This window comes from Myceligenerans xiligouense, from assembly GCF_003814695.1.
In the GTDB taxonomy this organism is placed as follows: Bacteria; Actinomycetota; Actinomycetes; order Actinomycetales; family Cellulomonadaceae; genus Myceligenerans; species Myceligenerans xiligouense.
The window spans coordinates 2,789,552-2,814,482 of the sequence record NZ_RKQZ01000001.1 but is presented as its reverse complement, the minus strand read 5'-3'; the positions used below and the strand labels follow the sequence as shown (position 1 = coordinate 2,814,482).

The window sequence follows — 24,931 nt, the reverse complement described above, 5'->3', positions numbered from 1 at the left end:
GGTTCGTTCAGCTGCCCTGCTGAACCCCGGTCGGCCGGGGCCGGGGCCCCGGCCGACCGGGGGGGTCAGGTGGCCGGGGGTGGGACCGGCCTGCTGAGCGGGGAGAGCCGGATCTGGTCCACGACCGGAGCCTGTGAGGAGCGCAGGAGGATGCCCGGCCAGGTCTCGCTCGCGAACGTCTCGCCGTCGAAGTTCGGGGACTCCGACGACGCGAACTCCACCGTGTTGTCGCCGGCCACGAGCTCCACCTGGACCGTGAGCTCCGCGAACGCGTTCGCGTGGAACGTGTGCGGGAACAGCACCTCCTGGACCGGCCCCGCGTTCACCGAGACGTCCGCCCGGCGCGCGAGCGGGTCCGGGTTGTAGTGCGACGCCTCGGACTGCTCCGGGTTGGAGTAGCGCACCACCATGGCGTACGTCCCGTCGCTGGGAACCGAGACGTCGAACCGCAGCGTGTTCCCGTTGCCGGGCTCGCCGCCGATCCCCGACACGGCGGCCCCGCCGTGGGCCAGGGACCGCTCCTCGATCGCCACGCCACCCGCGAGCACGGCGTCCTCCGCCTGGTGCTCGGTGACGTCGAGCAGCCCTTCGCCCGGGCCCACCGTGATCCGGTCGAGCACGAGCCCGCGGGCCCGGCCGGTGACGGTGACCTTGTTGACGCCGCCGCGCAGGTGCACGGCCGCGGCCTCGGTCCGCGCCAGGGACAGGACCTGGTGACCGTTCACGGCCACCGCGCCCCGCCCGGCGAGCACGTCCACGCCGAGCGTCGCCTCGCCGTCCACGGCGCTGTACACCCAGAACGTCGCCCTCTCGCCCGCGTCGAGCTCGACCACGCCGGACCCGGACACGGGCCCGGACCGCCCCGCCGCCCGGCTGATCTCGTCAGGGTCGTAGAGGGCCCGTCCGTCGTGGTCCGCCAGCTCCGCCTCGTAGACCGACGTCGCCGCGTCCGGGTTGGGCAGCGCCAGCGTGATCCGGTCGACGATCGCGTCACCCCTGGTCGCCCCGGACCCGTCGAGGCTCCGCGCCGCCAGCGAGATGGTGTGGGTGCCCGCGGTGAGGTCCACGGTCGTGTCGGCATGGTCCCAGACCACCCACTTGTACCCGAGCGGGAGGTGCAGTTCCTGCTCGGCCGCGCCGTCTACCCGCACGAACACGTTGGTCGGACCCTGCTCGGCCACGAGGTCGTGGGTGTTCAGGCTGTTGGCGAAGACCGACAGGTCGTACGTGCCGTCGCGGGGCACGTCGACCTCGAAGTCGAGGACGACGTCGGACCCGGTGCGCAGCCCGCCCACGTCGTACCCGCCGGACGTGTAGAACTTCGCGACGTCGGCCGGCGACCCCTCGGGCCCGTTCCTGGTGTACCCGGTACCGGAGTGCGCGGCGTCCTCGGCCTCGTAGCTGCCCTCCCAGAGCGTCGGCGTCGCGCTCGACGACGTGCCGGCGCCCGCCGGGGTCACCACGATCTCGTACGCCGAGGACTCCCGCAGCAGCGGCAGCGTCTCGCCGTCGAACTCGACCGACACGGTGCCGCCGCCGGACACGGGCAGCGTGAGCTCCGCCAGGTGCCGCGGCTGCGCCGAGTCACCGAGCTGGCCGGTCCACGGGATCTCCCGGACGAAGGCTCGCACCTCGTCGCCGAACACGTCCCGCGGGACGTTCACCAGGTCGACCGGAGCGGCGCCGTCGGCCCCGCCCAGGATCGTGCGGGCCACGGCGCGGTCCTCGTCGAGCGTCGCGACACCCTGGAGCGTGTAGTTCTGGCCCGGGAACGGGGGCGTCACCTCCACGGTGTGCCCCGTCATCTGGCCGTACGCGTTGAGCAGCCACCACTGCCCGTTGCCGCGGTTGGCCTCGACGGCGGAGTCCGACAGGTTGCCGTCGATGTTCCAGTAGGCGATGTCCGCGTCGACCTTGGCGTCCTCGATCGCGGAGACCCACTGGATCATCTGGCCGGGCACCGACGTGTGGTAATTGAACGCGTACTCGTTGATGTTGATCGGGAGCTCGGTGCCCTCGTGCGGGGTGCCGGCGAACACGTCGGCCTCCCACTCGCGGTAGGTCGCCACCGAGTCACGGATCTTCTGCGGGTGCGACAGCTCGTGCCACGTCATGACGTGCGGCACGGTCCCGGCCTCGACGGTGTGCTCCAGGAAGCCCTTGACCTGGGTGTACAGGATGCTCGTGTTCGGGCCCGCGATGCGGGCGTCCGGCATCCGCTCCGTGATCGTCCGGTACGCCCGGTCCCAGGCGGCGAAGTAGTCGCCTGCGTCGTCGAGCCAGCTCGTGCCGTCGTACGACCACTCACCGGTGCCGAACATGTTGCCCTCGGGTTCGTTGAACGGCACGAACACGACGTTGTCCTGGTACTCCTCCGGAAGGGTGAGCACCTGGTCCACCTGGACGGCCATCTTGCCGATGAAGGTGTCGATCTTCTCCTGCGGCGTCTCACCAGGCCACTGGTAGGGGAAGCCGCGGTGGATGTCCGTCATGTAGATGTACACGTCGCCGTCGGTGGCGTCCGCGAGCGGTCGTACGACCTCCAGCGCGTCGGCGCCCGGATGCTGCGGGCCGTCCTGCGCCTTGGTGGAGACCGTGCGCAGGTTCATGCCCTCGATGAGGTTGTCCGACGGCAGCCCCGGCCCGTACAGGCCATACAGCGTGCCCGAGGCGCCCCCGTGGAACGCGCCGGTGTCCGTGCCGAGGTCCACGCGCAGCTCGCCGCGCGTCACGGTGACCTCCGCCGTGACGGCCGCTCCCGCCGCCCGGCCCCGCACCGTGTAGGTGCCGGGCTCCGCGTACTGCTCCGGGTCGACCTCGTCCCACGTGACCGGCACGTCCCGGTCGTAGCCGTCGGTGAACGTGGCGCGCACCGCCTCGGGCAGGTCGGGCGCCCCGCCCACGAGCGTCCGCAGCGCGGAGGTGTCCTCGACGGGCCCGACGGCGGTGGGCACCTCGTCCACGAGCGCCGCGACCTCGTCGGCGCCCAGCGCGCTGCGGTAGATCCGGAAGTCGGCGACGGCGCCGTCCAGCAGCGGGTCCGGGTAGAACGAGCGCCCGATCCAGCCGGCCCGCTCGGCGCCGGCGTCGAGCAGCTCGCCCGCCGGGACGGCCGTCGGCGCCGAGGCCACCGCCACGCCGTTCAGGTAGGTGGTGACGCGGCCGTTCGCGGTGTCGAGCGTCGTGGTGAGCGTGACCCACTCGCCCGCGCGCAGCGGGCCGTAACCGGTCACCTGGGACTCACCGCCCGCACCGCCGGCCGTGACGGCGGTGCGCAGGTCGCCCCCGTCGTTCGACGGCGTGCTGAACAGGTAGCGCTCCGTCGACGAGCCGAGGTCGAAGACGCGCTGCCACGCCCCGCCCGCCCCGTCCCAGCGCACGCGCGCCGACACCGTCAGGTCCGTCGCCCCGTCGAGGGCGCCGCGGGGGATCGCCACGTGGCCCCCGCCGGACCCGCCGGCCAGGTCCAGCGCGGACCCGCCGTCGCCGGTCCCGATCACCGACGCCTCGCCCGCGAGCGTGCCGTCCAGGCCGTTGCCGGAGACGTCGGGGACGGTACCGTCCGCGACGCCCTCCATCGTGTAGTGCAGGTAGGGCACTGTCTCCTCCGTGTCGTCCGCCGACGCCACGGTGGCGCCGGCCGTCAGTCCCGCGGCGAGGGCCAGGGCAGCCGCGAGGGCGGCGGCCAGGCGCTGCGGGGAGCGGTGCGAGATGGTTCTCATCGTCGAGCCCTTTCTCCGGTGCTGCTGTGCGGTGGTCGGTCAGCGGGTCGGTACGAAGACCCGCATGGCCGCCGGGCCGCGCTCGGCCCAACGGTGGTAGGGGATGAGCACGACGTCGGTGGCGGCGCCCGCCGGACCGGTGCCACCGGGCTCCGTCGTGAACGGCGGCCGGCCCTCCGGGGGCCGCGGAGGAGGTGCGAGGTGCACGCGCGCCGTCGCGCCGTCGTCGTGCGCGGCGGGCGGGGCGGACGGGTCGAGGCGCGCGTCGGCGAGGTCGGCGCCGTCGGGCAGGTCGTGCGACTCGAGGCAGAGCACGAGCGGGCCGCGCTCGACCGCGACGGTGCCGCGCAGGGCGTCCACCCGCGGGTCGGGCCAGGTGAGTCGCGGAGCGGAGGGCAGGTCGAGCGTGACGGCGTCGCCGACGGCGAACCCGCGGCGCACCTCGGCCCAGCCGGGCTGGACGGGCTGCGGGTCGCCGTGCCCGGCCCCGGCGGCGCGCGGGGCGGTGCAGGACGCACCGCCCGCCCAGTGGGGGACGCGCAGGCGCAGCGTGACGGGGCGGGCGGGCGCCGCGGTGACCTCCACGTGCACGTGGCCGTCGGCGGGGTAGCGCGTGGTGACGCGCAGGCCGAGCGTGCTGCCGCCGTCCAGGGCGATCCGGAGGTGACCGGGGGCGTACTGGGCGAGCGTGACCACGTCGCCGTCGACGGTGGCCGTGTAGGCGGGCAACGACGCGAGCGTGCGGGCGACGTTGGTGGGGCAGCAGGACACGTCGAACCACGGGGCGCGGACCCCGCCCTCGGCCCGCGGGTTCACCTCGTCGGGCAGGAGGTCGCCGCCCGGGGTGCGCTGCTGGAGCGGGTTGGCGTAGAAGAACGCGCGGCCGTCCGCGCGGGGGGAGGTGGCGACGACGTTGTAGAGCGTGCGCTCGATGAGATCGGCGTAGCGGACGTCGTCGGTGGCCAGGAGAAGACGCCAGGAGACCATGACGGACGCGATGCCGGCGCAGGTCTCGCAGTAGGCGCGGTCGGCGGGCAGCTCCCAGTCGTCGCCGAAGCCCTCGTCCTGGTGGCGCGAGCCCATGCCGCCGGTGAGGTGGGTGCGGCGCTCCACGGAGCGGGTCCACTGGCGCTCGACGGCGGCCAGCAGGCCGGCGTCGTCCGTGTCGACCGCGACGTCGACGGCGGCCGCGGCCAGGTAGAGGGCGCGCACCGCGTGCCCGCGCCAGACGTCGGCGTCCCGGACCGGGACGTCGTCCTGGAAGTACTGCGGGCCGAGCAGTGCGATCGGGGCGAGGGTGCCGCGGCCGCGGCGCTCGACGAACAGGGCGGCCTGTGCGGTGTACCGCGGCTCGCCGAGCGCGCGCCCGAGCTCGGCGAGGCCGACCTCGATCTCGGGGTGGCCGCACACCTGCTCGCGGGCGCCGGGCCGGAACTCGCGGCAGACATGGTCGGCGGCCCGGATCGCGGCGGTCACGAGCGGGTCGGCGACGGCGGGTTCTGCCGCTGCCGTCGTCGTGCGGATCCGGGCCACCGCGGCCTGCAGGAGGTGGCCCGTGCAGTAGAGCTCGTGACCCGCGGAGAGGTCCGTGTAGCGGGCCGGCTGCCCGGCGTGCCCGTAGCAGGTGTTGAGGTAGCCGTCGTCGTCCTGGGCGGCGACCACGCGGGCGGCGAGCGCCTCGAACATCGCGTCCGCCCGGGCGTCGCCCGTGCGCCCGTGCTCCCACGCGAGGGCCTCCAGCAGCTTGTAGACCTCCGAGTCGGAGAACTGCCAGCCGGGGCGCTCGGCGTCGGCGGTGGTCCCGGCCGCGACGTGGTCGAAGTTCGCGATCCAGCCCAGCCGCTCCATCCAGTCCCGGCAGTGGCGCAGGGTGGCGTGGGCGTTGACCTCCAGGAGGTTCGCCCAGAAACCGCCGTCGATCCGTGCCTCGCCGAGACCGGCGCCGCGCCGTGACGTGGCCGGCGCGACGGGGCGCGCGAGCCGTCCGGCGGCACGGACCTCGTCCGGCACGGTGCCGGGCGGTGGTGGCGGGGGAGCGGCTGAAGCCGCGTGGGTGTGGGTCACGTTCGCCCTTTCGGTCCTCTTCAGTCCTTGACGGCGCCGGCGGTCACGCCCGCCGTCACGAAGCGCTGCGCGACGACGAGCAGGACCGCCGCCGGCACGGAGGCGACGACGGCGGTCGCCATGATCGCGTTCCACTGCGTCGTGTTGTTGCCGATGTACTGGTAGATCCCGAGCGTGATCGGGACGAGGTCGCCGTTGCGGTCGAGCGTCGAGGCGAAGATGAAGTCCGACCACGCCCACAGGAACGCGAACAGCGAGACCGTGAGGGTCGCGTTGCGGCTCAGCGGCAGCACCACCGAGACGAACGTGCGCCAGGCGTTCGCGCCGTCGACCCGGGCGGCCTGCAGCAGCTCGCGCGGGATGCCGGCCATGAACGCCGTGTACAGGAGCACGCCGAACGGGACGGCGATGGTCGAGTCGGCCACGATGAGCCCGCCCACGGTGTTGAGCAGTCCGAGCCGCACGTACGCCGCGTAGAAGCCCATCGCCATCACGACGGCGGGGATCATCTGCGCCACGAGCAGCAGGAAGTTGAGCGTGCCACGTCCGGGCAGCCGCAGTTGCGCGATGGCGTATCCGGCCGGGGCGGCGATGGCGACCGTCAGGGCCACGCATCCGAGGCCCACCAGGAGGCTGGTCCCGAGCGCGGGCAGCTGCTGGGCGAGGACCGCCTCGTAGCCCTCCGTGGTGGGGGCCCACGGGAACCAGTGCGGCGGGTCGGCCCGCAGGTCGGACGTGCGCGTCAGGGAGACGTTGAACATCCAGTAGACGGGGAAGAGCATGACGGCGGTGAAGAACACGCCCAGCGCGGTCTTCCACCCCGTCCTTCGTGACGGCGTGCGGCTCATGAGTCCTCCTGACGGCGCTGGAGCCGAAGGTGCAGGAACCCGAACACGAGGGCGATGACGATCAGCAGGTTGCCGACGGCGGCCGCGGGGGAGAAGTCCGGCTGTCCGGTGCCGAACGCCTCGCGGTAGGACCAGATGGCGAGCGTGGTCGAGGCGTCGGCGGGCCCGCCCGTGGTCATCACCCAGATGACGTCCACGACCTTGAGCGTGTAGATGAGGCCGAGCAGCAGCGTGATCGCCGACACCGGGCGCAGCAGGGGGAACGTCACGCTCCAGAACTGCCGCCAGGGCCCCGCGCCGTCGAGCGACGCCGCCTCGTACACGTCCTCGGGGATGCTCTGCAGGCCCGAGTGCAGGATCACCAGGTTGAAGGGGACACCGAGCCACACGTTCGCGACGGTGACGGCGAGCAGGGCGGTGTCCGGCGAGGTCAGCCAGTTGATCTGCGGCACGCCGAACGCGCCGAGCACGGAGTTGACGATGCCGTTCTCGCTGCTGAGCATCCACGCCCAGGTCGACGCCGACACGATGAGGGGGAGCAGCCACGGCACGAGGAACATCGCCCGCAGGAGGTTCGACAGCCGGAACCCGGACCGGAAGAACACCGCGAGCGCCAGCCCGATGGCGTACTGGAACACGATCGAGGCGACCGTGAAGACGGCGGTGTTCCACAGGGCGGTCGGGAACGTCGACGAGGTGAACACCTCGACGTACTTGTCGAACCCGACGAACTCGGCGTTGCCTTGCACGAACGCGCGGATCGTGTAGGCGTGCAGGCTCAGGTCGACGTTCCGCAGGAGCGGGTAGGCGTAGAAGAGGGTCAGGTACACGAGCAGCGGTGCGGCGAAGCCGACGGCGGCCCACCGGGAGGCGGCCGGGCGGCCCCGGCGCCCCGGCCGCCGTGGCGCGGTCCCGGTGACCCGGGGTGCGCCCGCCGCGGCCGGGGCCTCGGTGGTGGTCATCACGATGTCCTCGCTCAGCTCGTGGCGGCCTCGGCGTCGGCCTGCGCCTTGGACAGGGCGTCGGCGGGCGTCCGGGCTCCGGACAGCGCGTTCTGCACGGCGGTCCAGAGGGCCTCGCTGATCTTCGGGTAGTCGGTGCCCAGGTCGTCGCTGGTGCGGCCCTTCGCGTTGCGCACGGCCTCGACCCACGGTCCGAGGTCCGCGTTCTCCTCCAGGAGGGCGTCCTGCCCCTCCGTCGTGGGCGGGATGTAGTACGCGAACGTGTTCGCGGTCTCCACCAGGCCCTCGGGCGTGGTCATGCACTCGACGATCTGGCGGGTCGCGTCGTAGCGCGCGGTGTCGGCCTGGACGGGGGCGACGATGAACTCGCCGCCGGTCGGGGCGGGCGCGACGCCGCCGTCGCGCGCGGGCAGCTGGACGAGCCCGGTCTCGAAGCCGGCCTCGGCCGCGCTGTTCACCTGCCATGTGCCGTTCTCCGCGAACGCGAAGTCGCCGGTGAGGAACTCCTCCCACACGGTGTTCTGGGAGTTGTTGATCACCGAGTCGGGCGCGTAGCCGTCGTTCAGCCAGCCGGTCCACAGCTCGAGCGCCTCGACGGCCTCGGGGGAGTCGAGGTCGCGCAGGTCGGCGCCGGCGCCCCAGAACCAGGGCAGGAACTGGAACGAGCCTTCCTCGGTGCCGATGCCGGCGAACGTGATGCCCTTGTGCCCGGCGTCGGTCACGTCGCCGAGGGCGGCGGTGAGCGACTCCCAGTCGGTGATCGAGGCGGGGTCGACGCCGGCGTCGTCGAGGACCTCGGCGTTGTAGTAGAGGGAGAGCGTGTTGGCGCCGATGGGGATGCCGTACGTCTCGCCGTCGACGACACCGGCGGCCAGCAGGTTCTCGTCGACGGCGGACGTGTCCAGGCCGAGTTCCGCGACACCGGTGAGCATGCCGGTGTCGGCGAGGGTGGAGACCGCCGGGTTGTCGAGCAGGATCACGTCGGGTGACGTGCCCTCCTGGGCCGCGAGCAGTGCCTGGTTCGTCAGGGCGGTGGTGTCGTAGGCGGTGCGCTCGATCGTGACCCCGGCCTCCTCGCCGCAGGCCTGGACGCGCTCGGCCCAGTCGGAGCCCTCCTCGTGCTGGGGGTACGGGTCCCACCAGGTGTAGGTGCCGCCGGCGGCGTCCGCGCCGGGGGTGTCGTCGCCGGCCGAGCAGGCGGCCAGCCCGCCGGCGACGGCGATCGTGGCGAGTCCGGCGGCGAGCGGGCGGGCGATGCCGCGCTGGGGGTGGTGCATGGGTGTTCCTCCTTGAACATGGACCTCGTGGTCCGGGTGCCGGGTGACTATGTGAGCGTTAACACGCTGGCGCCGCGGGGCGCGGGTGCTCCCTCGGGGCGCGCGGGACTCAGCCGGGCGGTGCGCCCGTGCTCCCGCGGTCGACGAGCTCGGGCGAGACGAACCGGACCACGTACGGGTCCTCGGGCGGGATCTCGCCCTCGATCCGGCGCACGAGCTGGCGCACGGCCATGCGGCCGAGCCGGTCCGGTGCGCTCTCCACCGCCGAGTAGTGCAGCGAGAACGTGCTGGCGAACTCCTCCGAGTACCGGCCGACCACCGACAGGTCGCGGGGCGCGGCCAGCCCGCGCTCGTGCAGCACGTTCGGCAGCGCGGCCGCGGCCGCCTCGTTGTTGAGGATCAGGCCCGTGGCGCCGGGGTGCGCGTCGAGCACTGCGGCCAGGTCGCGGCCGATGTCGGGCTGGCGGGAGGAGCCGAACGTCGCGTGCAGGGTGACGCCGCGTGCCCGTGCGGCCTCCTGGGCGGAGTCCTGCAGGCGCCAGACGTAGGCGCCGCCGCGTTCGACGACGTGCTCCGGCTGGGAGACGAGGATCAGCTCGCGGTGCCCGAGCCGGTACAGGTGGTCGACCATGAGCCGGCCGGTCTCCTCGAAGTCGAGGTCGAAGACGTCGACCCCGGTGCAGTCGCCCGGCAGGCCGACGAGCGCGCCCGGCTGGGGCGCGGACCGGAGCACGGGCAGCCGGTCGTCCTCGTGGGCGACGTTGAGCAGGACGACGCCGTCGACCATCCGGGAGTCGCTCATGCGCCGCAGGGCGCGCATGCCGTCCTCCTCGGTGGAGAGCAGGATGTCGTAGCCGAGCTCCCGGGCCGTGTTCGAGACGCCCAGCATGTACTGGAGCATCGCGGGCGCGAACTCGTCCTCGAGGAAGCGGGCGAGCAGGCCGATCACCATCGTCTGCGACGTCGCCAGCGCCCGGGCGCCCGCGTTCGGCGTGTAGCCGAGCTCGCGGACGGCGGCCTCGACCCGCCGGCGCGCCTGGTCGGAGATCGCACGCTTGCCCGACAGCGCGTACGACACCGTGCTGCGGGACACGCCCGCGATGCGTGCGACGTCGCCGATGGTGGCCACTACGCCTCCTTGCGTCGATGTGAACCGGTTCGGGTTGTGAACCGGTTCGCACTCAACCACACGACGGGCCGACGGCGCAAGCTCCTGGGCGAGAAGAATCCCCGGGAATCCAGGGAATGCCTGACCGGCGGGTTCCCATCCGCAGGATCGCGAGCCTCAGGATCGGTCGAACCGGTTCGCTTCAGGTTTGCGCGCCGCGCCCCGCATCAGGCGCGCGGCGGTGCGCTCGTCGAGCACGAGATCGGTGACCACGCCCGCGGCCAGGGCGGCCCGCAGCGCCGGCACCTTGTTGTCGCCGGCGACGGCGCACAGCCGCCGGGGGATCCGGCGCAGCTGCCGCGGGGTCGGGCCGGTGGCGCGGGCGTTGATCGGGATGTCCTGGTAGCTGCCGTCGGCCCGGAGGAACACGGTGCACACGTCCCCCACGACGCCCTCCGCGTGCAGCACCTCCTTGTCCCGCGGCTCCAGGTAGCCGGCCGCGTACACGTGCGAGGGCAGGCCGCCGGAGACCGCCGCGCCCACCGAGAAGAGGGCGATGTCGATCCGCGACTGGGCGTCGAGCACGCGCCGCACGGAGCGCTCCCGCCACATCGCCTCCTTCGTGGCGGCGTAGTCGAAGAACGCCGGCACGGGGAAGTGGTGCACGTGCGCGTCGAACGCCGCGCCGAACCCGGCCACGAGGTCGCCCGCGTAGGAGACACCGGACGTGCGCGTGTTGGCCGCGCCGTTGAGCTGCACGATCTCGGAGCCGCGCGTGGGTTTGCCCGGCAGGTGGCCCGCGATGGCGGCGAGCGTCGTGCCCCAGGCGATCCCGAGCACCATCTCGGAGTCGAACCAGCGGCCCACCAGCCGCGCCGTGGCCATGGCCACCTGGTCCAGGCGGTCCGGCAGGCTCGCGGTGTCCGGGACCGGGACGACGTACGCGGCCACGCCGAAGGTGGTGGCGATGTGCTGGCCCAGACTCGGCGCCCGGGAGTGCGCGGGGCGCAGCGTGATCTCCACGACCCCCTCCTCGCGTGCACGTTTGAGCAAGCGCGACACCGTGGACCGCGACGTGTGCAGGTGCTTGGCGATGGCCTCCATCTTCGCGTCCTGCAGGTAGTACATGGTCGCGGCCGTCACCAGGTCCTGCTCGCGGTCCGGCATGTCCGACTCCCCTCGTCCGGCGCGCCGGTCGGACGGGCGCACGGCCCCCAATTCTTGCACGTTCGTGCATACAGCTTGCACGTCTGTTCCTGGCGAGGTGTGCTGTTGGTCCAGCGCCGCCGTCGGCAATCACCGGAGCAAGCGCCGTGCATCGAAGCGAAAAGCAACCGGAAGGGAACGGTATGGTCACCACCCGCCTCACCACGGAGTCCCGGACCCGGGCGCTCGCCGCGCTGGAGCGCTCCACGCACCCCGGCGCCGCACTCGACGTCCTGGTCATCGGCGGTGGCGTGACCGGCGCCGGGATCGCTCTCGACGCCGCCACCCGCGGGCTGTCCACCGCGGTGGTCGAGGCGCAGGACTGGGCCTCGGGCACGTCGGGCCGGAGCAGCAAGCTGGTGCACGGCGGCCTGCGCTACCTGCAGATGCTCGACTTCCACCTGGTCCGCGAGGCGCTCACCGAGCGCGACCTGCTCCTCAAGCACCTCGCCCCGCACCTCGTGCGCCCCGTGCCGTTCCTCTACCCGCTGGAGCACCGGCTCTGGGAGCGTGCCTACGTCGGGGCCGGCATCGCGCTCTACGACACCCTCGCCACCATCGGCCGCGGACGCCGCGCCATGCCGTGGCACCGCCACCTCACGCGCCGCCGTCTCGCCGAGAAGTTCCCCGACCTCGCCCACGACGCCGCCGTCGGCGCCGTCCAGTACTGGGACGCGTCCGTCGACGACGCCCGGCTCGTCGCCACCCTCGTCCGCACCGCCGCCGGCCACGGGGCGCACGCCGCCTCACGCACCCAGGTCACCGCGCTCACCAAGAACACCGAGGGTGCCGTGGACGGCGCCGTCGTGACGGACCTGGAGACCGGCCGCGAGATCACCGTCCGCGCCCGGCACGTCATCAACGCCACCGGGGTCTGGACCGAGGACACCGAGGCGCTCGCGGGGGACCGGGGCGGGCTGCGGGTGCTGGCGTCGAAGGGCGTCCACGTGGTGGTGCCCCGGGACCGGATCCGCGGTGAGGTCGGCCTGATCCTGCAGACGCCGGTGTCGGTGCTGTTCGTCATTCCCTGGTCCCGGTACTGGATCCTCGGCACCACGGACACGCCGTGGGAACTCGACCCCACCCACCCCGTGGCCACGGCGGCCGACATCGACTACGTGCTCGACCAGGCCAACTCGGTGCTGTCGTGCGCGCTGCGGCGCGAGGACGTCATCGGCACGTACGCGGGGCTGCGGCCCCTGCTGCAGCCGGGGACCAAGGAGGGCACCAGCTCCGCGAAGGTCTCCCGGGAGCACACGGTCGCCTCGCCCACGCCCGGCCTGACGGTGATCGCCGGCGGCAAGCTGACCACGTACCGCGTGATGGCCAAGGACGCCGTCGACTTCGCGATCGGGGACGACGCCGCGGCCCGGCCCAGCATCACGCACGAGATCCCGCTGCTCGGCGCCGACGGCCTGGACGCCGCGCGGTGCGACGCCCCCGCCTGGGCGCGGCGCCACGGGTGGACCGCGGCGATGGTGGACCACCTGCTGCACCGCTACGGCGCGAACCTCTTCGAGATCGTCGAGCTGTGCGAGGCGGACCCGTCGCTCGCCCGGCCGCTCGAGGAGGCCCCGGCCTACCTGCGCGCCGAGGTGCACCATGCCGTGAGCCACGAGGGTGCGATCCACCTGGAGGACGTGCTGGCGCACCGCACCCGCCTCGTCTACGAGGTGCCCGAGGGCGCCCTCGCCGCCGTCGACGAGATCGCGGACGTCGTCGCCCCCCTGCTCGGCTGGGACGACGCCACCCGGGCCGCGGAGATCGAGTCGTACACCGAGCGGGTCCGGTGGGAGGCCGCGGCCGCCGCCGAACCGGACGACGCCGCGGCCGCCGCCGTCCGGCGCCGTGCGGAGGACGTCGCCCCGATGCGCGCGCTGCGCACCTGACCCATCCTGAGAGCGAACCGCTCCGTCCGATCCCCGGTGTCGCCCCGGCACACCGACCGACAACGATGTCAACGAGAGGTGGTACCAACCCATGTCGACCATCCAGCTGTTCGTCACCGAGATGCTCGGGACGATGATGCTCCTGCTGCTCGGCTGCAGCGTCGTCGCCAACGCGATCCTGCCCCGGACCAAGGGGGTGGGAGTCGGCGCGAGCTGGCTCCTCATCAACTTCGGCTGGGGCCTGGCCGTGTTCGCCGGCGTGTTCGTCGCCTTCAAGAGCGGCGCGCACATCAACCCTGCCGTCACCGTCGGCCTGATCGCGAGCGGGGCCGAGGAGTTCGGCCCCGGTATCCCGGCGACGGCCGCCAACGCGGCGATCTACATCGCGGGACAGATGGCGGGCGCGTTCCTCGGTGCCGTCCTCACGTATCTCGCCTACAAGCGGCACTTCGACCAGGAGGCTCCCGGGGCGGCCAAGCTGGCGGTGTTCTCCACCGGCCCGGAGATCCGGTCGTACGGCTGGAACCTGGTGACCGAGATCATCGGCACGTTCGTGCTGGTGTTCGTGGTGCTGTCGTTCGCGAACTGGCCCGGCGACATGGGCCCGCTGGCCGTGGCGCTGCTGGTGCTCGGGATCGGCGCGAGCCTCGGTGGCCCCACGGGGTACGCCATCAACCCGGCCCGTGACCTCGGGCCGCGGATCGCGCACGCGCTGCTGCCCATCCGGGGCAAGGGCAGCAGCGACTGGTCCTACGCCTGGGTTCCCGTGGTCGGCCCGCTCGTCGGCGGTGTCCTCGCCGGCCTGCTCGCCCCCGTCGTAGCCTTTTGAGCATCCCCACAAGCCCCTACGCACAACGAAGTGATCGGAGAACCATGCCTGACTACGTCCTCGCCATCGACCAGGGCACCACGAGCTCCCGGGCCATCGTGTTCGACCACGCCGGGACCATCGTCTCGACCGGGCAGCTGGAGCACGACCAGATCTTCCCGCAGCCCGGCTGGGTGGAGCACAACCCGGAGCAGATCTGGGACAACACGCGGCAGGTCGTGGGGATCGCCCTGACCCGCGCGAACATCAACCACGCGGACCTGGCGGCCGTGGGCATCACGAACCAGCGTGAGACCACCGTCGTCTGGGACAAGAACACCGGCAAGCCCGTCTACAACGCGATCGTCTGGCAGGACACCCGCACCCAGGCGATCGTGGACGAGCTCGGCGGCGCCACCGGGCCCGACCGGTACAAGAGCGTCGTGGGCCTGCCCCTCGCCACCTACTTCTCCGGACCCAAGGTGAAGTGGATCCTCGACAACGTCGACGGCGCGCGCGAGGCCGCCGAGCGCGGCGACCTCCTGTTCGGCAACACGGACGCCTGGGTGCTGTGGAACATGACCGGCGGCGTCGGCGGCGGTGTGCACGTCACGGACGTGACGAACGCGTCGCGCACCATGCTCATGGACCTGGACACGCTGTCCTGGCGCGAGGACATCGCCGCGGACATGGGCATCCCGATGTCGATGCTGCCCGAGATCCGGTCCTCGTCGGAGGTGTACGGACACGGGCGGCCCCAGGGGATGGTGCCGGGCGTGCCGATCGCCGGCATCCTCGGCGACCAGCAGGCGGCGACGTTCGGCCAGGCGTGCTTCGAGGTGGGCACCGCCAAGAACACCTACGGCACGGGCAACTTCATGCTGCTCAACACCGGCACCGAGAAGATCCCGTCGAAGAACGGCCTGCTCACCACCGTCTGCTACAAGATCGGCGAGGCCGACGCGGTGTACGCGCTGGAGGGGTCTATCGCCGTGACCGGGTCGCTCGTGCAGTGGCTGCGCGACAACCTCGGACTGTTCAGCGACGCCCCCGACGTCGAGTACCTGGCGGGCAAGGTCGAGGACAACGGCGGCGCGTACTTCGTGCCCGCGTTCTCCGGCCTGTTCGCGCCGTACTGGCGCCCGGACGCCCGAGGTGCCCTGGTGGGCCTCACGCGGTACGTGAACCGCAACCACATCGCCCGCGCGGCCCTGGAGGCGACCGCGTACCAGACCCGCGAGGTCATGGACGCCATGCGCGCCGACTCCGGGGTGGAGCTCACCGAGCTGAGGGTCGACGGCGGCATGGTCGCCAACGAGCTGCTCATGCAGTTCCAGGCCGACCAGCTCGGCGTCGACGTCGTCCGTCCCCGGGTCGCGGAGACGACGGCCCTCGGCGCCGCCTACGCGGCGGGCATCGCCGTCGGCTTCTGGAACGGCGAGGCCGACGTCGAGGCCAACTGGGCCGAGGGCGGCCGCTGGTCCCCGGCGCTGGGGCAGGACGAGCGCGAGCGCCTGTACCGCAACTGGAAGAAGGCGGTGACCAAGACCTTCGACTGGGTCGACGAAGACGTCCGCTGACGTCGTGCCGGCCGGTCCGCGCTAGGTTGCCCGGGTGAACACCACTCCTGCCGTGCCCCGGGCCGCCGCCACCGTGATCCTGGTGCGCGACCGGCCCGACCCCTCCGGTGAGCGCGCCCCGCTGCAGGTGTTCCTGCAGCGCAGGGTGCCGACGATGGCGTTCGCCGCCGGGATGACCGTGTTTCCCGGCGGTGCCGTCGACCCGGGGGACGCGGTCCGGCCGGCCCGCGTCGACGGCCCCGGGCCCGAGGAGTGGGGGCGCCGCTTCTCGTGCCCGCCCGGCGAGGCCGCCGGCTTCGTGGGCGCGGCGGTGCGGGAGACGTTCGAGGAGTGCGGCGTGCTGCTCGCCGGGCCCGCGGACCGGTTCGACGACGCGGCACGGCGCGCGGCCCGCGCCGCGCTGACCGACCGGACGCGCACGCTGGCCGAGGTGCTCGACGGCGCCGGTCTCGCCCTGCGCGCGGACCTGCTGCACCCGTGGGCCCGCTGGGTCACGCCCGAGCAGGAGCCCCGGCGCTACGACGCCGCGTTCTTCGTCGCGGCGCTCCCGGCCGGGCAGGCGGCCGACGCCCGCACCACCGAGGCGGTCGAGGCGCGCTGGTGGTACCCGGCCGACATCCTGGGCGAGCACGCGGCCGGGGCCGCGCGCCTCATGCCGCCCACCTGGCTGGCGCTCACCGACCTCACCGGGTTCGACGACGTCGCCGCGGTGCTGGCGGCGACGGCGGACCGGGTCGCCGTGCCGATCCGGCCCATGCTGGTCCGCCGGGGGGAGCGGATGGTCGCCGTCGTCGGTGACCGCGAGATCGCCATCCCGTGAAGCGGGCTCCCATTGGCGGACATCGTTCTCGAATCGGGCGATGGCGGTTACAGACGGGTTTCCCCGACGCACTCCCGCGGAAAATTCGCGTCGAATTCCTTGACGGGGAGCGGGGGGAGAAACTAAGTCTTGGCCATGGAGGTCTTCGAGAAGTGGGAGTCAGAGATCCGGGGCTACAGCAGGATGTGGCCCACGGTGTTCACCTCGGCGTCGAACGCCCGGCAGGTCGACGAATCCGGTAGGAGCTACATCGACTTCTTCGCCGGTGCGGGCGTGCTGAACTTCGGGCACAACAACGACCGCATGAAACGGGCGGTCATCGCTTTTCTCGAGGCGGACGGCGTCGTGCACAGCCTCGACATGGCGACGACGGCCAAACGCGATTTCCTGGAGGGATTCGCCGAGAAGATCCTGGGTCCCCGGGGCATGGCGATGCGCATGCAGTTCATGGGTCCCACGGGCAGCAACGCCGTCGAGGCCGCCCTCAAGCTGGCCCGGCGGGTCACGGGGCGGCGTGACGTCGTCGCGTTCACGCACGGGTTCCACGGCATGACCCTGGGCTCGCTCGCGCTGACCGCGAACGACTACTTCCGGGCCGCCGCCGGCGTCCCGCTCGAGCACGTGGTCCGCCTGCCGTTCGAGACCGCGCCGGGCGGCGGGATGCGGGCGCTCGACGACTACCGGGCGCTGCTGGCCGACAGCTCCAGCGGGCTCGTGCCCCCGGCCGCCTTCGTGGTGGAGACCATCCAGGCCGAGGGCGGTGTCAACGTGGCGAGCGGGGAGTGGCTGCGGGCCGTGCAGCAGCTCGCCCGGGACGTCGACGCCCTGTTCGTCATCGACGACATCCAGGTGGGCTGCGGGCGGACGGGCAGCTACTTCAGCTTCGACGGCATGGACCTGGATCCCGACATCGTGTGCCTCGCCAAGGGCATCGGCGGCTTCGGGACGCCGCTCGCGATGAACCTCGTCAAGCCCGAGCACGACGCACGCTGGTCGCCGGGCGAGCACACCGGCACGTTCCGCGGCCAGGGCCTGTCGTTCGTGGCGGGCCGGGAGGCGCTCACGTACTTCGACGACGACGCGTTCATGGCGCGGGTGCGCGCCCGGGGCGAGGTCATGGCCGAGGCTCTGGGCGCGATCGTCCGGGACGCGGCGGGCCGCGGGTTCGAGGTGCGCGGCCGCGGCATGATCCAGGCTCTCGACCTGGGCGACGGCGCCCTGGCCAAGGCCGTGACGACGGCGTGCTTCGAGGCCGGCCTGCTCGTCTGCCCGTGCGGTACCGGCGGCCGGGTGCTGAAGCTGATCCCGCCCCTGACGATCCCCGACGACGACCTGACGGAGGGCCTGGAGATCCTCGCCTCCGCGGTGCGGGCCACCGCCTGAGCCGAGAAGACCTGACGCACGACGAGGTGAATCACAGCACTGACGAAGGGAGGCCCTGAAGATGAGACAGCGCGACGACATGACGTTCCCGTTCGAGGAGTACCAGAGGCGCTTGGCGGAGCTGCGCGCCCGCATGGCGGACCGGCTGCTGGACGCGGTCGTGATCACGGACCCCGAGAACCTCCTGTACCTGACGGACTACCAGACCACGGGGTACTCCTTCTTCCAGGCGCTGGTGGTGCCCCTGGAGCTCGAGCCCTTCATGATCACGCGCGCGTTGGAGGAGTCCAACGTCCACGCGCGCACCTGGGTCGAGCTGACCCGGCCCTACCCGGACACCGGGGACGCGATCCAGGGCCTCGTGCAGGCGCTGCGGGAGTTCGGCCTGCACACCAAGGACGTCGGGTACGAACGGAACAGCTACTTCTTCCCCGCCTACCACCAGGACTACATCCACACCGCGTTCGCCGAGGGCCGCCTGCTCGACTGCTTCGGCATCGTGGAGGAGGGGCGCATCACCAAGTCGGCCGCGGAGATCGGGATCATGGCCAGGGCGGCCCGCGCCACGGAGGCCGGGATGCGGGCCGGGATCGAGGCGTGCGCGGCCGGGGTGACGGAGAACGAGATCGGTGCGGAGATCAGCGCCGCCATGTTCCGCGCCGGGGGAGAGCCGCCGGCCGTGATGCCGTACGTGGTCTCGGGCCCGCGGAGCATGATCGGGCACGCGACCTGGGAGGGCCGCCACGTCCAGCCGGGCGAGCACGTGTTCCTGGAGGTGGGCGGCTGTTTCCGGCGCTACCACACGGCGATGATGCGCACCGTCGTCCTCGATGAGCCGTCCGAGTCGATGCTCATGGCGCAGGACCTCATGAAGCTCGCCCTGAAGGAGGTGAAGGCGGCGATCCGGCCGGGACTGACGGTGTCCGACGCCGACAACATCGTGCGCAACATCATCTCGGACAACCGGGTGGGCGCGCGCCTCATCACCCGGTCCGGCTACTCGATCGGCATCGCCTTCCCCCCGAGCTGGGACGAGGGCTACATCCTGAGCCTCAACCAGGGGAACCCGGCCATCCTGCGCGAGGGCATGACGTTCCACATCCTGCCGTGGATGTGGGGGGTCGACGGCGACAAGACCGTCGGCATCTCCGACACCATCCACGTGACGGCCGACGGCTGCGAGTCGTTCTACACGCTGGACGAGGACTTCGTGTGCAAGCCGGAGCACGCGGCCGCGCCCGCGTCCGCCGTCGTCCCGGAGTCCTCGACCGTCGTCGTCACGGACGACGTCGAGGCCCCCACCCCGATCCGCCCCGACGTCGCAGAGATCGCGTGAGGAGGTCCGCATGCTGACTGCCATCGATCCGAGCACCGGACAGGTCGTGACCGAGCTGGAACCGGCCGGTCCCGAGCAGGTCGACGCCGTGCTGGGGGCCGCGGAGGCCGCCTGGCCCGCCTGGCGCGACGTCGAGATCGCGCGGCGCGCGGAGGTGCTCACCGCCGTGGGCGCCTACCTGCGCGAGCACACCGACGAGCTCGCGCCGCTGATGACGCGGGAGATGGGCAAGCCGATCACCGAGGCGCACGGCGAGGTCGCGAAGGCGGCGTGGTGCTTCGAGCACTACGCCGCCCACGCGGCGCGGTACCTGGCCGACGAGGTGCTGGAGTCCGACGCGACGCGCAGCTACGTGCAGTACCTGCCGCTCGGGACGGTCCTGGGCGTGCTGCCGTGGAACGCGCCGTTCTGGCTGGCGGCACGCTTCGCGGCGCCGGCGCTCATGGCCGGCAACACGTGCGTCATGAAGCACGACCCGCACGTGCCCGGCTGCGCGCGGGCCATCGCGGAGGCCCTCGCGGCGGCGGGCGTTCCCGAGGGCGTGTTCGCGAACCTGCCCCTGGAGACGCCCGCCGTCGAGGGCGTGATCCGGGACCCGCGGGTGCGGGCGGTGTCGTTCACGGGGTCGGCGCGCGGGGGAGCGGCCGTGGCGGGGGCCGCCGCGAGCGAGATCAAGCCGGCCGTGCTGGAGCTCGGCGGCAGCGACCCGTGCCTGGTGCTGGCCGACGCCGACCTGGACGAGGCGGCCGACGTCATCACCCTGTCGCGGATCATCAACGCGGGACAGTCGTGCATCGCGGCCAAGCGGATCATCGTCGAGGCGCCGGTCTACGACCAGATGGTGGAGAAGCTGCAGCGGCGGCTCGAGAAGCTCGTGGTCGGCGACCCGTGGGACGCGGGCACGCAGGTGGGGCCGATCGCCCGGGCCGACCTGCGGGACACCCTGCACCGGCAGGTGACCGAGACCGCGGCCGCGGGCGCGCGCCTGCTGCTCGGCGGGACGATGCCCGCCGGTGACGGGTTCTTCTACCCGGTCACGCTGCTGGCGGACGTCACCGAGGGGATGACGGCGTGCCGGGAGGAGACCTTCGGGCCGGTCATGGTGGTGATGCGGGCCGACGACGCGGACCACGCGCTGGCCGTCGCCAACCGCACCGAGTACGGGCTGGCGGCGAGCGTGTGGTCGGCGCCCGGGCGCGGGGAGGCCCTGGCGGCCCGGATCGAGGCGGGCCAGGTCGCGGTCAACGGGATCGTGAAGACCGACCCGCGGCTGCCGAGCGGCGGGATCAAGCGCTCGGGCTACGGCCGCGAGCTGGGCCCGCACGGCATCCGCGAGTTCGTCAACGCCCAGCAGGTGTGGGTGGGGCCGAAGCGGGAGTGACCGGTAGCCTGCTCCAGACCGAGCAAGTCGGAAATTTCAGGAGGGCTTCCCGTGACCGCCGATGACGAGCTGACCGCCACGTTCCACGAGTTCGACGCCGACGACGACGGCCACATCACCGTCGACGAGTTCCGCCAGGCGATGGGCGGGCGCGGCGAGGAGGTCACGAACGACGACCTCACCTCGATCTTCGTGAACGCCGACGCCGACGGTGACGGCAAGATCAACCTCGAGGAGTTCACCACGGCCTGGAACGGTTAGCCGGCCCGGTCAGGTGGTGAGGCGGCGGCGGAGGTTCGCCGCCGCCTTTTCCGGGTCGTCCGCCCGGGTGATCGCGCGGACGACGACGACGCGGGTGGCGCCCGCCTCCAGGACCTGGTCGAGGCGAGTGGGACCCGGGCCGTCGTCGTCGATGCCGCCGATGGCGAACCACGGGGTCGCCGGGCCCGTCGCCGCGACTTCCCGCAGGAGATCCAGGCCGACGGCCGGGCGGCCCGGCTTCGTCGGGGTGGCCCAGAGCGGGCCGACACAGAAGTAGTCGACACGGGCGTCCGCCTCGGCGGCCATCGCCTCGCCGAACGCGTGGGTGGAGCGGCCGAGGACCGGAACCTCGCCCAGGAGGGTGCGCACGTCGCCCGGAGCGAGGTCGTCCTGCCCCATGTGCACCACGGGCGCGCCGGCCAGGCCCGCGATGTCGGCCCGGTCGTTGACGGCCCACAGCGCGCCGTGCTCCGCCGCCACCCGCGCGACCAGCGCGTGCAGCTCCAGCTCCCGCGCCGCGTCCAGCGTCTTGTCGCGCAGCTGCACGACGTCGACCCCGCCCGAGAGCACCCGGTGCAGGAACGCCTCGAGATCACCCTCGGCCTCGCGGGCGTCGGTGCACAGGTAGAGGCGGGCGTCGGCGAGCCGGGTGCGTGGGTCCACGGGACCGCAGTGTAGGCGCGCCGGCCGGACGGCGGGACCGGCAGCCGGACGCGGGGGTTATGGTTGCTCACGACATGCACGGGAGCCCCGAAGGGCTGAGAGGGCGCAGAAGCGCCGACCGTCGAACCTGATCCGGGTCATGCCGGCGAAGGGAGCAACCATGGAGCACCGCCGTGCGCCGGACGTCGTGGTCGTGGGTGCGGGAATCATCGGGCTGACCGCCGCCTGGCGCGCGCTCGTGGCCGGGGCGCGGGTCACCGTCCTCGACCCCGCCCCCGGTGACGGCGCCACCCACGCCGCCGCCGGAATGCTCGGGCCCGCCATGGAGGCCGAGTTCGGGGAGGAGCGCCTCGCGCGGATCGGCGCGGAGTCCGGGCGGCTCTGGCCGGAGTACGCCGCCGGGCTGGAACGGGCCGCCGGGCTCGCACCGGGGACCCTCGGACCCGACGCGACCGGAACGCTCGCCGTCGCCTTCGACGCCGACGACGCCGCCCTGCTGCGCCGCCGCCTCGCGCTGCACCGTGAGCTGGGCCTGGAGACCTGGGAGATCTCGCCGGCCGAGGCGCGGGACCGGGAGCCGTCCCTCGGTCCGCGCGTGTCTGCCGCCGCGTGGATCCCCGGCGACCACCAGGTCGACCCGCGCGCCGTGCGGCGTGCCCTGCTCGACGTGGTGCGGGGCCATCCGCGCGCACGCGTCGTGGAGCGCACCGTCACCGCGCTGACCTGGGAAGCCGGCGCCGTGACCGGCGCGATCGACGACACCGGGACGGTGTGGAGAACTCGGGCGACCGCGGTCGGGAGCGGCGGCACGGGCGATGGTCAGGGTCGCCCCGGCGTCGTCGTCCTCGCCGCCGGGTACGCCAGCGCCACGCTGTACGGCGGCGCCCCCACCCGGCCCGTCCCGGGAACCACGCTCCGGCTGGAAGCGGCGGCCGACACCGGCCCCTCCACCGTCGTGCGCGGCACCGTCCAGGGCCGGCCCGTCTACGTGGTCCCGCGCCGCGCCCGTCCCGGCGGCCGCCGGGAGATCGTCGTCGGCGCCACCTCCGACGAGCGCGCCGCCACCACCCGCACCCGCGCCGGCGACGTGTTCGCCCTGCTGCGCGACGCCCGCGCGCTCCTGCCCGCCCTCGACGAGGCCGACCTCGTCGAGACCACCACCCGCTCACGCCCCGGATCCCCGGACAACGCCCCGCTGCTCGGCGAGGCCGCCCCCGGCCTGATCCTGGCCACCGGCCACTACCGCAGCGGCATCCTCCTGGCCCCGCACACGGCCGCCACCCTGGACACCCACCTGCGCACCCGCGCCGCGCCGCCGCCACGCACCGCACCGGCCGGACCCAGCCCCCGAGGAGCATCCGCATGACCACCGTGCCGACCGAACAGACCGCCGTCGTGAACGGCGAGCCCTACCCCCTCGACGGGCCCGTCCCCGTGACCGAGCTCGTCGCGCGCCTCGTACCGGAGGTGGTGGTCGACGGCGTGCCGCAGGGCGTCGCCGTCGCCGTGGACGACGCCGTCGTACCGCGCGGCGCCTGGGACCGCACCGAGATCCGGCCCGGCATGCGGGTCGAGGTCGTCACCGCCGTGCAGGGAGGATGACCATGACCACCGCGAACCCCCTCACCATCGCCGGCACCCCGCTCGGCTCCCGGCTCGTCATGGGCACCGGGGGCGCCGCGAGCCTGCTGGCGCTCGCGGACGCGCTGACGGCGTCGGGCACGGAACTGACCACCGTCGCCATGCGGCGCGTGGCGCGGCCCGCGCCCGGAGCCGCGGCCGGCGACACCTCCGTCTGGGCCATGCTGGAACGCCTCGGCATCCGCGCCCTGCCCAACACGGCCGGCTGCTTCACCGTGCGGGAGGCCGTCCTCACCGCACAGCTCGCCCGGGAGGCGTGCGGCACCGACTGGATCAAACTGGAGGTCATCGCCGACGACGTCACCCTGCTGCCCGACCCGGCCGGCACCGTCGAGGCCGCCCGCATCCTCGTCGACGACGGATTCACCGTCCTGCCCTACACCAACGACGACCCCGTCACCGCCCGCCACCTGGCCGACGCCGGCTGCGCGGCGGTGATGCCCCTCGGGTCGCCGATCGGCTCCGGGCTCGGCATCGCCAACCCGCGCAACATCGAGGCGATCGCCGCCGCGTCGCCCGTCCCCGTGATCCTCGACGCCGGGATCGGGACGGCGTCGGACGCGGCGCTCGCGATGGAGCTCGGCTGCGACGGCGTCCTGCTCGCCACCGCCGTGACCCGCGCGGCCGACCCGGCGCGCATGGCACGCGCGATGCGGCTCGCGGTCCAGGCCGGGTACGACGCCGCCCACGCGGGCCGCACGCCCCGGCGCGAACACGCCCTGGCCTCGTCCCCGACGGACGGCCGGGTGGCGGTCAACCTGGACCTGGCCCTGTGACGGCGCCGCTGGTGGAGCCGGGCCCGGAGCTCGGGCGGGACGAACTGGCGCGGTACGCGCGGCACCTCGCGCTGCCCGGGATCGGGACGGACGGGCAGCGACGGCTCCGCGCCGCGCGCGTGCTCGTCGTGGGCGCGGGCGGGCTCGGCAGCCCCGCGCTGCTGTACCTGGCGGCGGCGGGCGTCGGCACGATCGGCGTCGTGGACGACGACGTCGTCGAGACGTCCAACCTGCAGCGGCAGGTGATCCACGGGCAGGGCGACGTGGGCCGGGCCAAGACGGCCTCGGCCGCCGCGACGGTGCGCGAGGTGAACCCGCACGTCCACGTCGTCGAGCATCGTGAGCGCCTCACCCGCCACAACGCCCTCGACGTGCTGGCCGGCCACGACCTCGTGCTGGACGGGTCGGACGCGTTCGCCACCCGCTACCTGGTCTCCGACGCCGCGGAGATCCTCGGCCTGCCGTGCGTGTGGGGCGCGCTGCACCGGTTCACCGGCCAGGTCGCCACGTTCTGGGCCACGCCTCGCGAGCACGGCGGCGCCGCCGGCCGGGAGGGAGTGACCTACCGCGACGTGTTCCCGGTCCCGCCGCCGCCCGGCGCGTCGCCCGACTGCGCGACCGCCGGGGTCCTCGGCGCCGTGTGCGGCACGGTCGGCACCGTCATGGCGACCGAGGCGATCAAGCTGATCACGGGCGCCGGACGCCCGCTGCTCGGGCGGCTCGCCGTCCATGACGCCCTGGAGGGCACGTGGCGGACGCTCACGGTGCGGCCCGACCCGGACCGCGCACCGGTCACGGCGCTCCTGGAGGCCGGGGACGACGGCGCGGACCCGTACGCCACGTTCTGCGGGGTGGGCGGCGGCGCCGCGCCGCGCCCGGCCGAGGCCTCGGTGGCGGAGCTGGCCGCGGCGCGCGCGAGCGACGCCGGCACGCCGGTGCTCGACGTGCGGGAGACCTGGGAGTCGCAGCTCGACCCCTTCCCGGGTGCCCGGGTGGTCCCGTCGGGGACGTTCACCGGTCCGGACACCGGCCCCGTCGTGCGCGACGTCGCCGACTGGGCGGGCGGCGGCACGGTGCACGTGCTGTGCGCGTCAGGAGTCCGCTCCGCGCGGGTCGCGGCGACGCTCCGCGCGTCGGGGATCGACGCCCGGTCGGTCGAGGGCGGCATGCGGCGCTGGGCGGCCGAACGTCCGGCCCGGGCGTAGC

20 protein-coding genes and 1 riboswitch are annotated in these 24,931 nt (G+C 73.3%); of the genes, 12 read left to right on the top strand and 8 right to left on the bottom strand.

The features are described from left to right. Positions 1-65 precede the first annotated feature (65 nt). The 7 genes from EDD34_RS12215 to EDD34_RS12185 all read right to left on the bottom strand — a co-directional run bounded on the left by EDD34_RS12215 (position 66) and on the right by EDD34_RS12185 (position 11,148). Complete coding sequence (locus tag EDD34_RS12215) at positions 66-3,722, bottom strand: LamG-like jellyroll fold domain-containing protein (RefSeq protein ID WP_123814816.1); 3,657 nt, start codon at positions 3,720-3,722, stop codon at positions 66-68. Positions 3,723-3,761: 39 nt separating this feature from the next. Next, complete coding sequence (locus EDD34_RS12210) at positions 3,762-5,786, bottom strand: glycoside hydrolase family 127 protein (protein WP_246012360.1); 2,025 nt, start codon at positions 5,784-5,786, stop codon at positions 3,762-3,764. Between the two features lie 20 nt (positions 5,787-5,806). Next, on the bottom strand, positions 5,807-6,634 hold the full coding sequence (locus EDD34_RS12205) for a carbohydrate ABC transporter permease (protein ID WP_123814815.1): 828 nt from the start codon (positions 6,632-6,634) through the stop codon (positions 5,807-5,809). Beyond that, complete coding sequence (locus EDD34_RS12200) at positions 6,631-7,596, bottom strand: carbohydrate ABC transporter permease (RefSeq protein WP_123814814.1); 966 nt, start codon at positions 7,594-7,596, stop codon at positions 6,631-6,633. The genes EDD34_RS12205 and EDD34_RS12200 overlap by 4 nt, the downstream gene beginning before the upstream one ends. Before the next feature lie 14 nt (positions 7,597-7,610). After that, complete coding sequence (locus tag EDD34_RS12195; RefSeq protein WP_123814813.1) at positions 7,611-8,873, bottom strand: sugar ABC transporter substrate-binding protein; 1,263 nt, start codon at positions 8,871-8,873, stop codon at positions 7,611-7,613. Positions 8,874-8,982: 109 nt separating this feature from the next. Continuing rightward, the gene (locus EDD34_RS12190; protein WP_123814812.1) at positions 8,983-10,002 is read right to left on the bottom strand and encodes a LacI family DNA-binding transcriptional regulator; all 1,020 of its coding nucleotides are present in this window, start codon (positions 10,000-10,002) and stop codon (positions 8,983-8,985) included. Between the two features lie 156 nt (positions 10,003-10,158). After that, complete coding sequence (locus tag EDD34_RS12185; protein WP_123814811.1) at positions 10,159-11,148, bottom strand: sugar-binding transcriptional regulator; 990 nt, start codon at positions 11,146-11,148, stop codon at positions 10,159-10,161. Between the two features lie 182 nt (positions 11,149-11,330). Here EDD34_RS12185 and EDD34_RS12180 point away from each other — a divergent pair, with 182 nt between their 5' ends. The 8 genes from EDD34_RS12180 (at position 11,331) to EDD34_RS12145 (ending at position 20,645) form a co-directional block, all read left to right on the top strand. Further along, a complete protein-coding gene (locus EDD34_RS12180) occupies positions 11,331-13,076 on the top strand; it encodes a glycerol-3-phosphate dehydrogenase/oxidase (RefSeq protein WP_123814810.1) in 1,746 nt (581 codons plus the stop codon). A 91-nt stretch (positions 13,077-13,167) separates the two neighbouring features. Next, complete coding sequence (locus EDD34_RS12175) at positions 13,168-13,905, top strand: MIP/aquaporin family protein (protein WP_123814809.1); 738 nt, start codon at positions 13,168-13,170, stop codon at positions 13,903-13,905. 44 nt (positions 13,906-13,949) lie between these two features. After that, on the top strand, positions 13,950-15,464 hold the full coding sequence (gene glpK, locus EDD34_RS12170; protein WP_123814808.1) for a glycerol kinase GlpK: 1,515 nt from the start codon (positions 13,950-13,952) through the stop codon (positions 15,462-15,464). Between the two features lie 34 nt (positions 15,465-15,498). Then, positions 15,499-16,284, top strand: a complete 786-nt coding sequence (locus EDD34_RS12165) for an NUDIX hydrolase (RefSeq protein ID WP_123814807.1) — start codon at positions 15,499-15,501, stop codon at positions 16,282-16,284. A 135-nt stretch (positions 16,285-16,419) separates the two neighbouring features. After that, positions 16,420-17,667 carry an aspartate aminotransferase family protein gene (locus tag EDD34_RS12160; protein WP_123814806.1) on the top strand — a complete coding sequence of 416 codons (1,248 nt, stop codon included), beginning with the start codon at positions 16,420-16,422 and terminating at the stop codon, positions 17,665-17,667. Positions 17,668-17,728: 61 nt separating this feature from the next. Further along, positions 17,729-19,003 (top strand): ectoine hydrolase, encoded by a 1,275-nt coding sequence (gene doeA, locus EDD34_RS12155; RefSeq protein WP_123814805.1) that lies wholly within the window; start codon positions 17,729-17,731, stop codon positions 19,001-19,003. A gap of 10 nt (positions 19,004-19,013) precedes the next feature. Then, positions 19,014-20,384, top strand: coding sequence for an aldehyde dehydrogenase family protein (locus EDD34_RS12150; RefSeq protein ID WP_123814804.1), 1,371 nt, complete (start codon positions 19,014-19,016; stop codon positions 20,382-20,384). 51 nt (positions 20,385-20,435) lie between these two features. Beyond that, positions 20,436-20,645: an EF-hand domain-containing protein gene (locus tag EDD34_RS12145; protein WP_170177063.1), complete on the top strand. Its 210-nt coding sequence runs from the start codon at positions 20,436-20,438 to the stop codon at positions 20,643-20,645. Positions 20,646-20,654: 9 nt separating this feature from the next. Here EDD34_RS12145 and thiE read toward each other — a convergent pair whose 3' ends face one another. Next, positions 20,655-21,308, bottom strand: coding sequence for a thiamine phosphate synthase (gene thiE / locus EDD34_RS12140; protein ID WP_123814802.1), 654 nt, complete (start codon positions 21,306-21,308; stop codon positions 20,655-20,657). Between the two features lie 68 nt (positions 21,309-21,376). Beyond that, positions 21,377-21,479, top strand: a riboswitch (TPP riboswitch). Here thiE and thiO point away from each other — a divergent pair. The 4 genes from thiO to EDD34_RS12120 all read left to right on the top strand — a co-directional run bounded on the left by thiO (position 21,469) and on the right by EDD34_RS12120 (position 24,930). Then, positions 21,469-22,674, top strand: coding sequence for a glycine oxidase ThiO (gene thiO, locus EDD34_RS12135; RefSeq protein ID WP_123814801.1), 1,206 nt, complete (start codon positions 21,469-21,471; stop codon positions 22,672-22,674). (Overlaps the previous riboswitch by 11 nt.) Next, on the top strand, positions 22,671-22,910 hold the full coding sequence (gene thiS / locus EDD34_RS12130; RefSeq protein ID WP_123814800.1) for a sulfur carrier protein ThiS: 240 nt from the start codon (positions 22,671-22,673) through the stop codon (positions 22,908-22,910). The genes thiO and thiS overlap by 4 nt, the downstream gene beginning before the upstream one ends. Further along, complete coding sequence (locus EDD34_RS12125; protein WP_425462352.1) at positions 22,907-23,725, top strand: thiazole synthase; 819 nt, start codon at positions 22,907-22,909, stop codon at positions 23,723-23,725. Before thiS ends, EDD34_RS12125 begins: the two co-directional genes overlap by 4 nt. Continuing rightward, a complete protein-coding gene (locus EDD34_RS12120; protein WP_123814798.1) occupies positions 23,722-24,930 on the top strand; it encodes a ThiF family adenylyltransferase in 1,209 nt (402 codons plus the stop codon). The genes EDD34_RS12125 and EDD34_RS12120 overlap by 4 nt, the downstream gene beginning before the upstream one ends. Position 24,931: the final 1 nt, after the last annotated feature.

Coding starts and splice junctions, on each gene's coding strand:
- EDD34_RS12185 (WP_123814811.1), bottom strand. CDS start 11,148: ATGCCGGACCGCGAGCAGGACCTGGTGACGGCCGCGACCATGTACTAC.
- EDD34_RS12175 (WP_123814809.1), top strand. CDS start 13,168: ATGTCGACCATCCAGCTGTTCGTCACCGAGATGCTCGGGACGATGATG.
- EDD34_RS12195 (WP_123814813.1), bottom strand. CDS start 8,873: ATGCACCACCCCCAGCGCGGCATCGCCCGCCCGCTCGCCGCCGGACTC.
- doeA (WP_123814805.1), top strand. CDS start 17,729: ATGAGACAGCGCGACGACATGACGTTCCCGTTCGAGGAGTACCAGAGG.
- EDD34_RS12150 (WP_123814804.1), top strand. CDS start 19,014: ATGCTGACTGCCATCGATCCGAGCACCGGACAGGTCGTGACCGAGCTG.
- thiO (WP_123814801.1), top strand. CDS start 21,469: ATGGAGCACCGCCGTGCGCCGGACGTCGTGGTCGTGGGTGCGGGAATC.
- thiS (WP_123814800.1), top strand. CDS start 22,671: ATGACCACCGTGCCGACCGAACAGACCGCCGTCGTGAACGGCGAGCCC.
- EDD34_RS12205 (WP_123814815.1), bottom strand. CDS start 6,634: ATGAGCCGCACGCCGTCACGAAGGACGGGGTGGAAGACCGCGCTGGGC.
- EDD34_RS12180 (WP_123814810.1), top strand. CDS start 11,331: ATGGTCACCACCCGCCTCACCACGGAGTCCCGGACCCGGGCGCTCGCC.
- EDD34_RS12160 (WP_123814806.1), top strand. CDS start 16,420: ATGGAGGTCTTCGAGAAGTGGGAGTCAGAGATCCGGGGCTACAGCAGG.
- EDD34_RS12200 (WP_123814814.1), bottom strand. CDS start 7,596: ATGACCACCACCGAGGCCCCGGCCGCGGCGGGCGCACCCCGGGTCACC.
- EDD34_RS12125 (WP_425462352.1), top strand. CDS start 22,907: ATGACCATGACCACCGCGAACCCCCTCACCATCGCCGGCACCCCGCTC.
- glpK (WP_123814808.1), top strand. CDS start 13,950: ATGCCTGACTACGTCCTCGCCATCGACCAGGGCACCACGAGCTCCCGG.
- EDD34_RS12215 (WP_123814816.1), bottom strand. CDS start 3,722: ATGAGAACCATCTCGCACCGCTCCCCGCAGCGCCTGGCCGCCGCCCTC.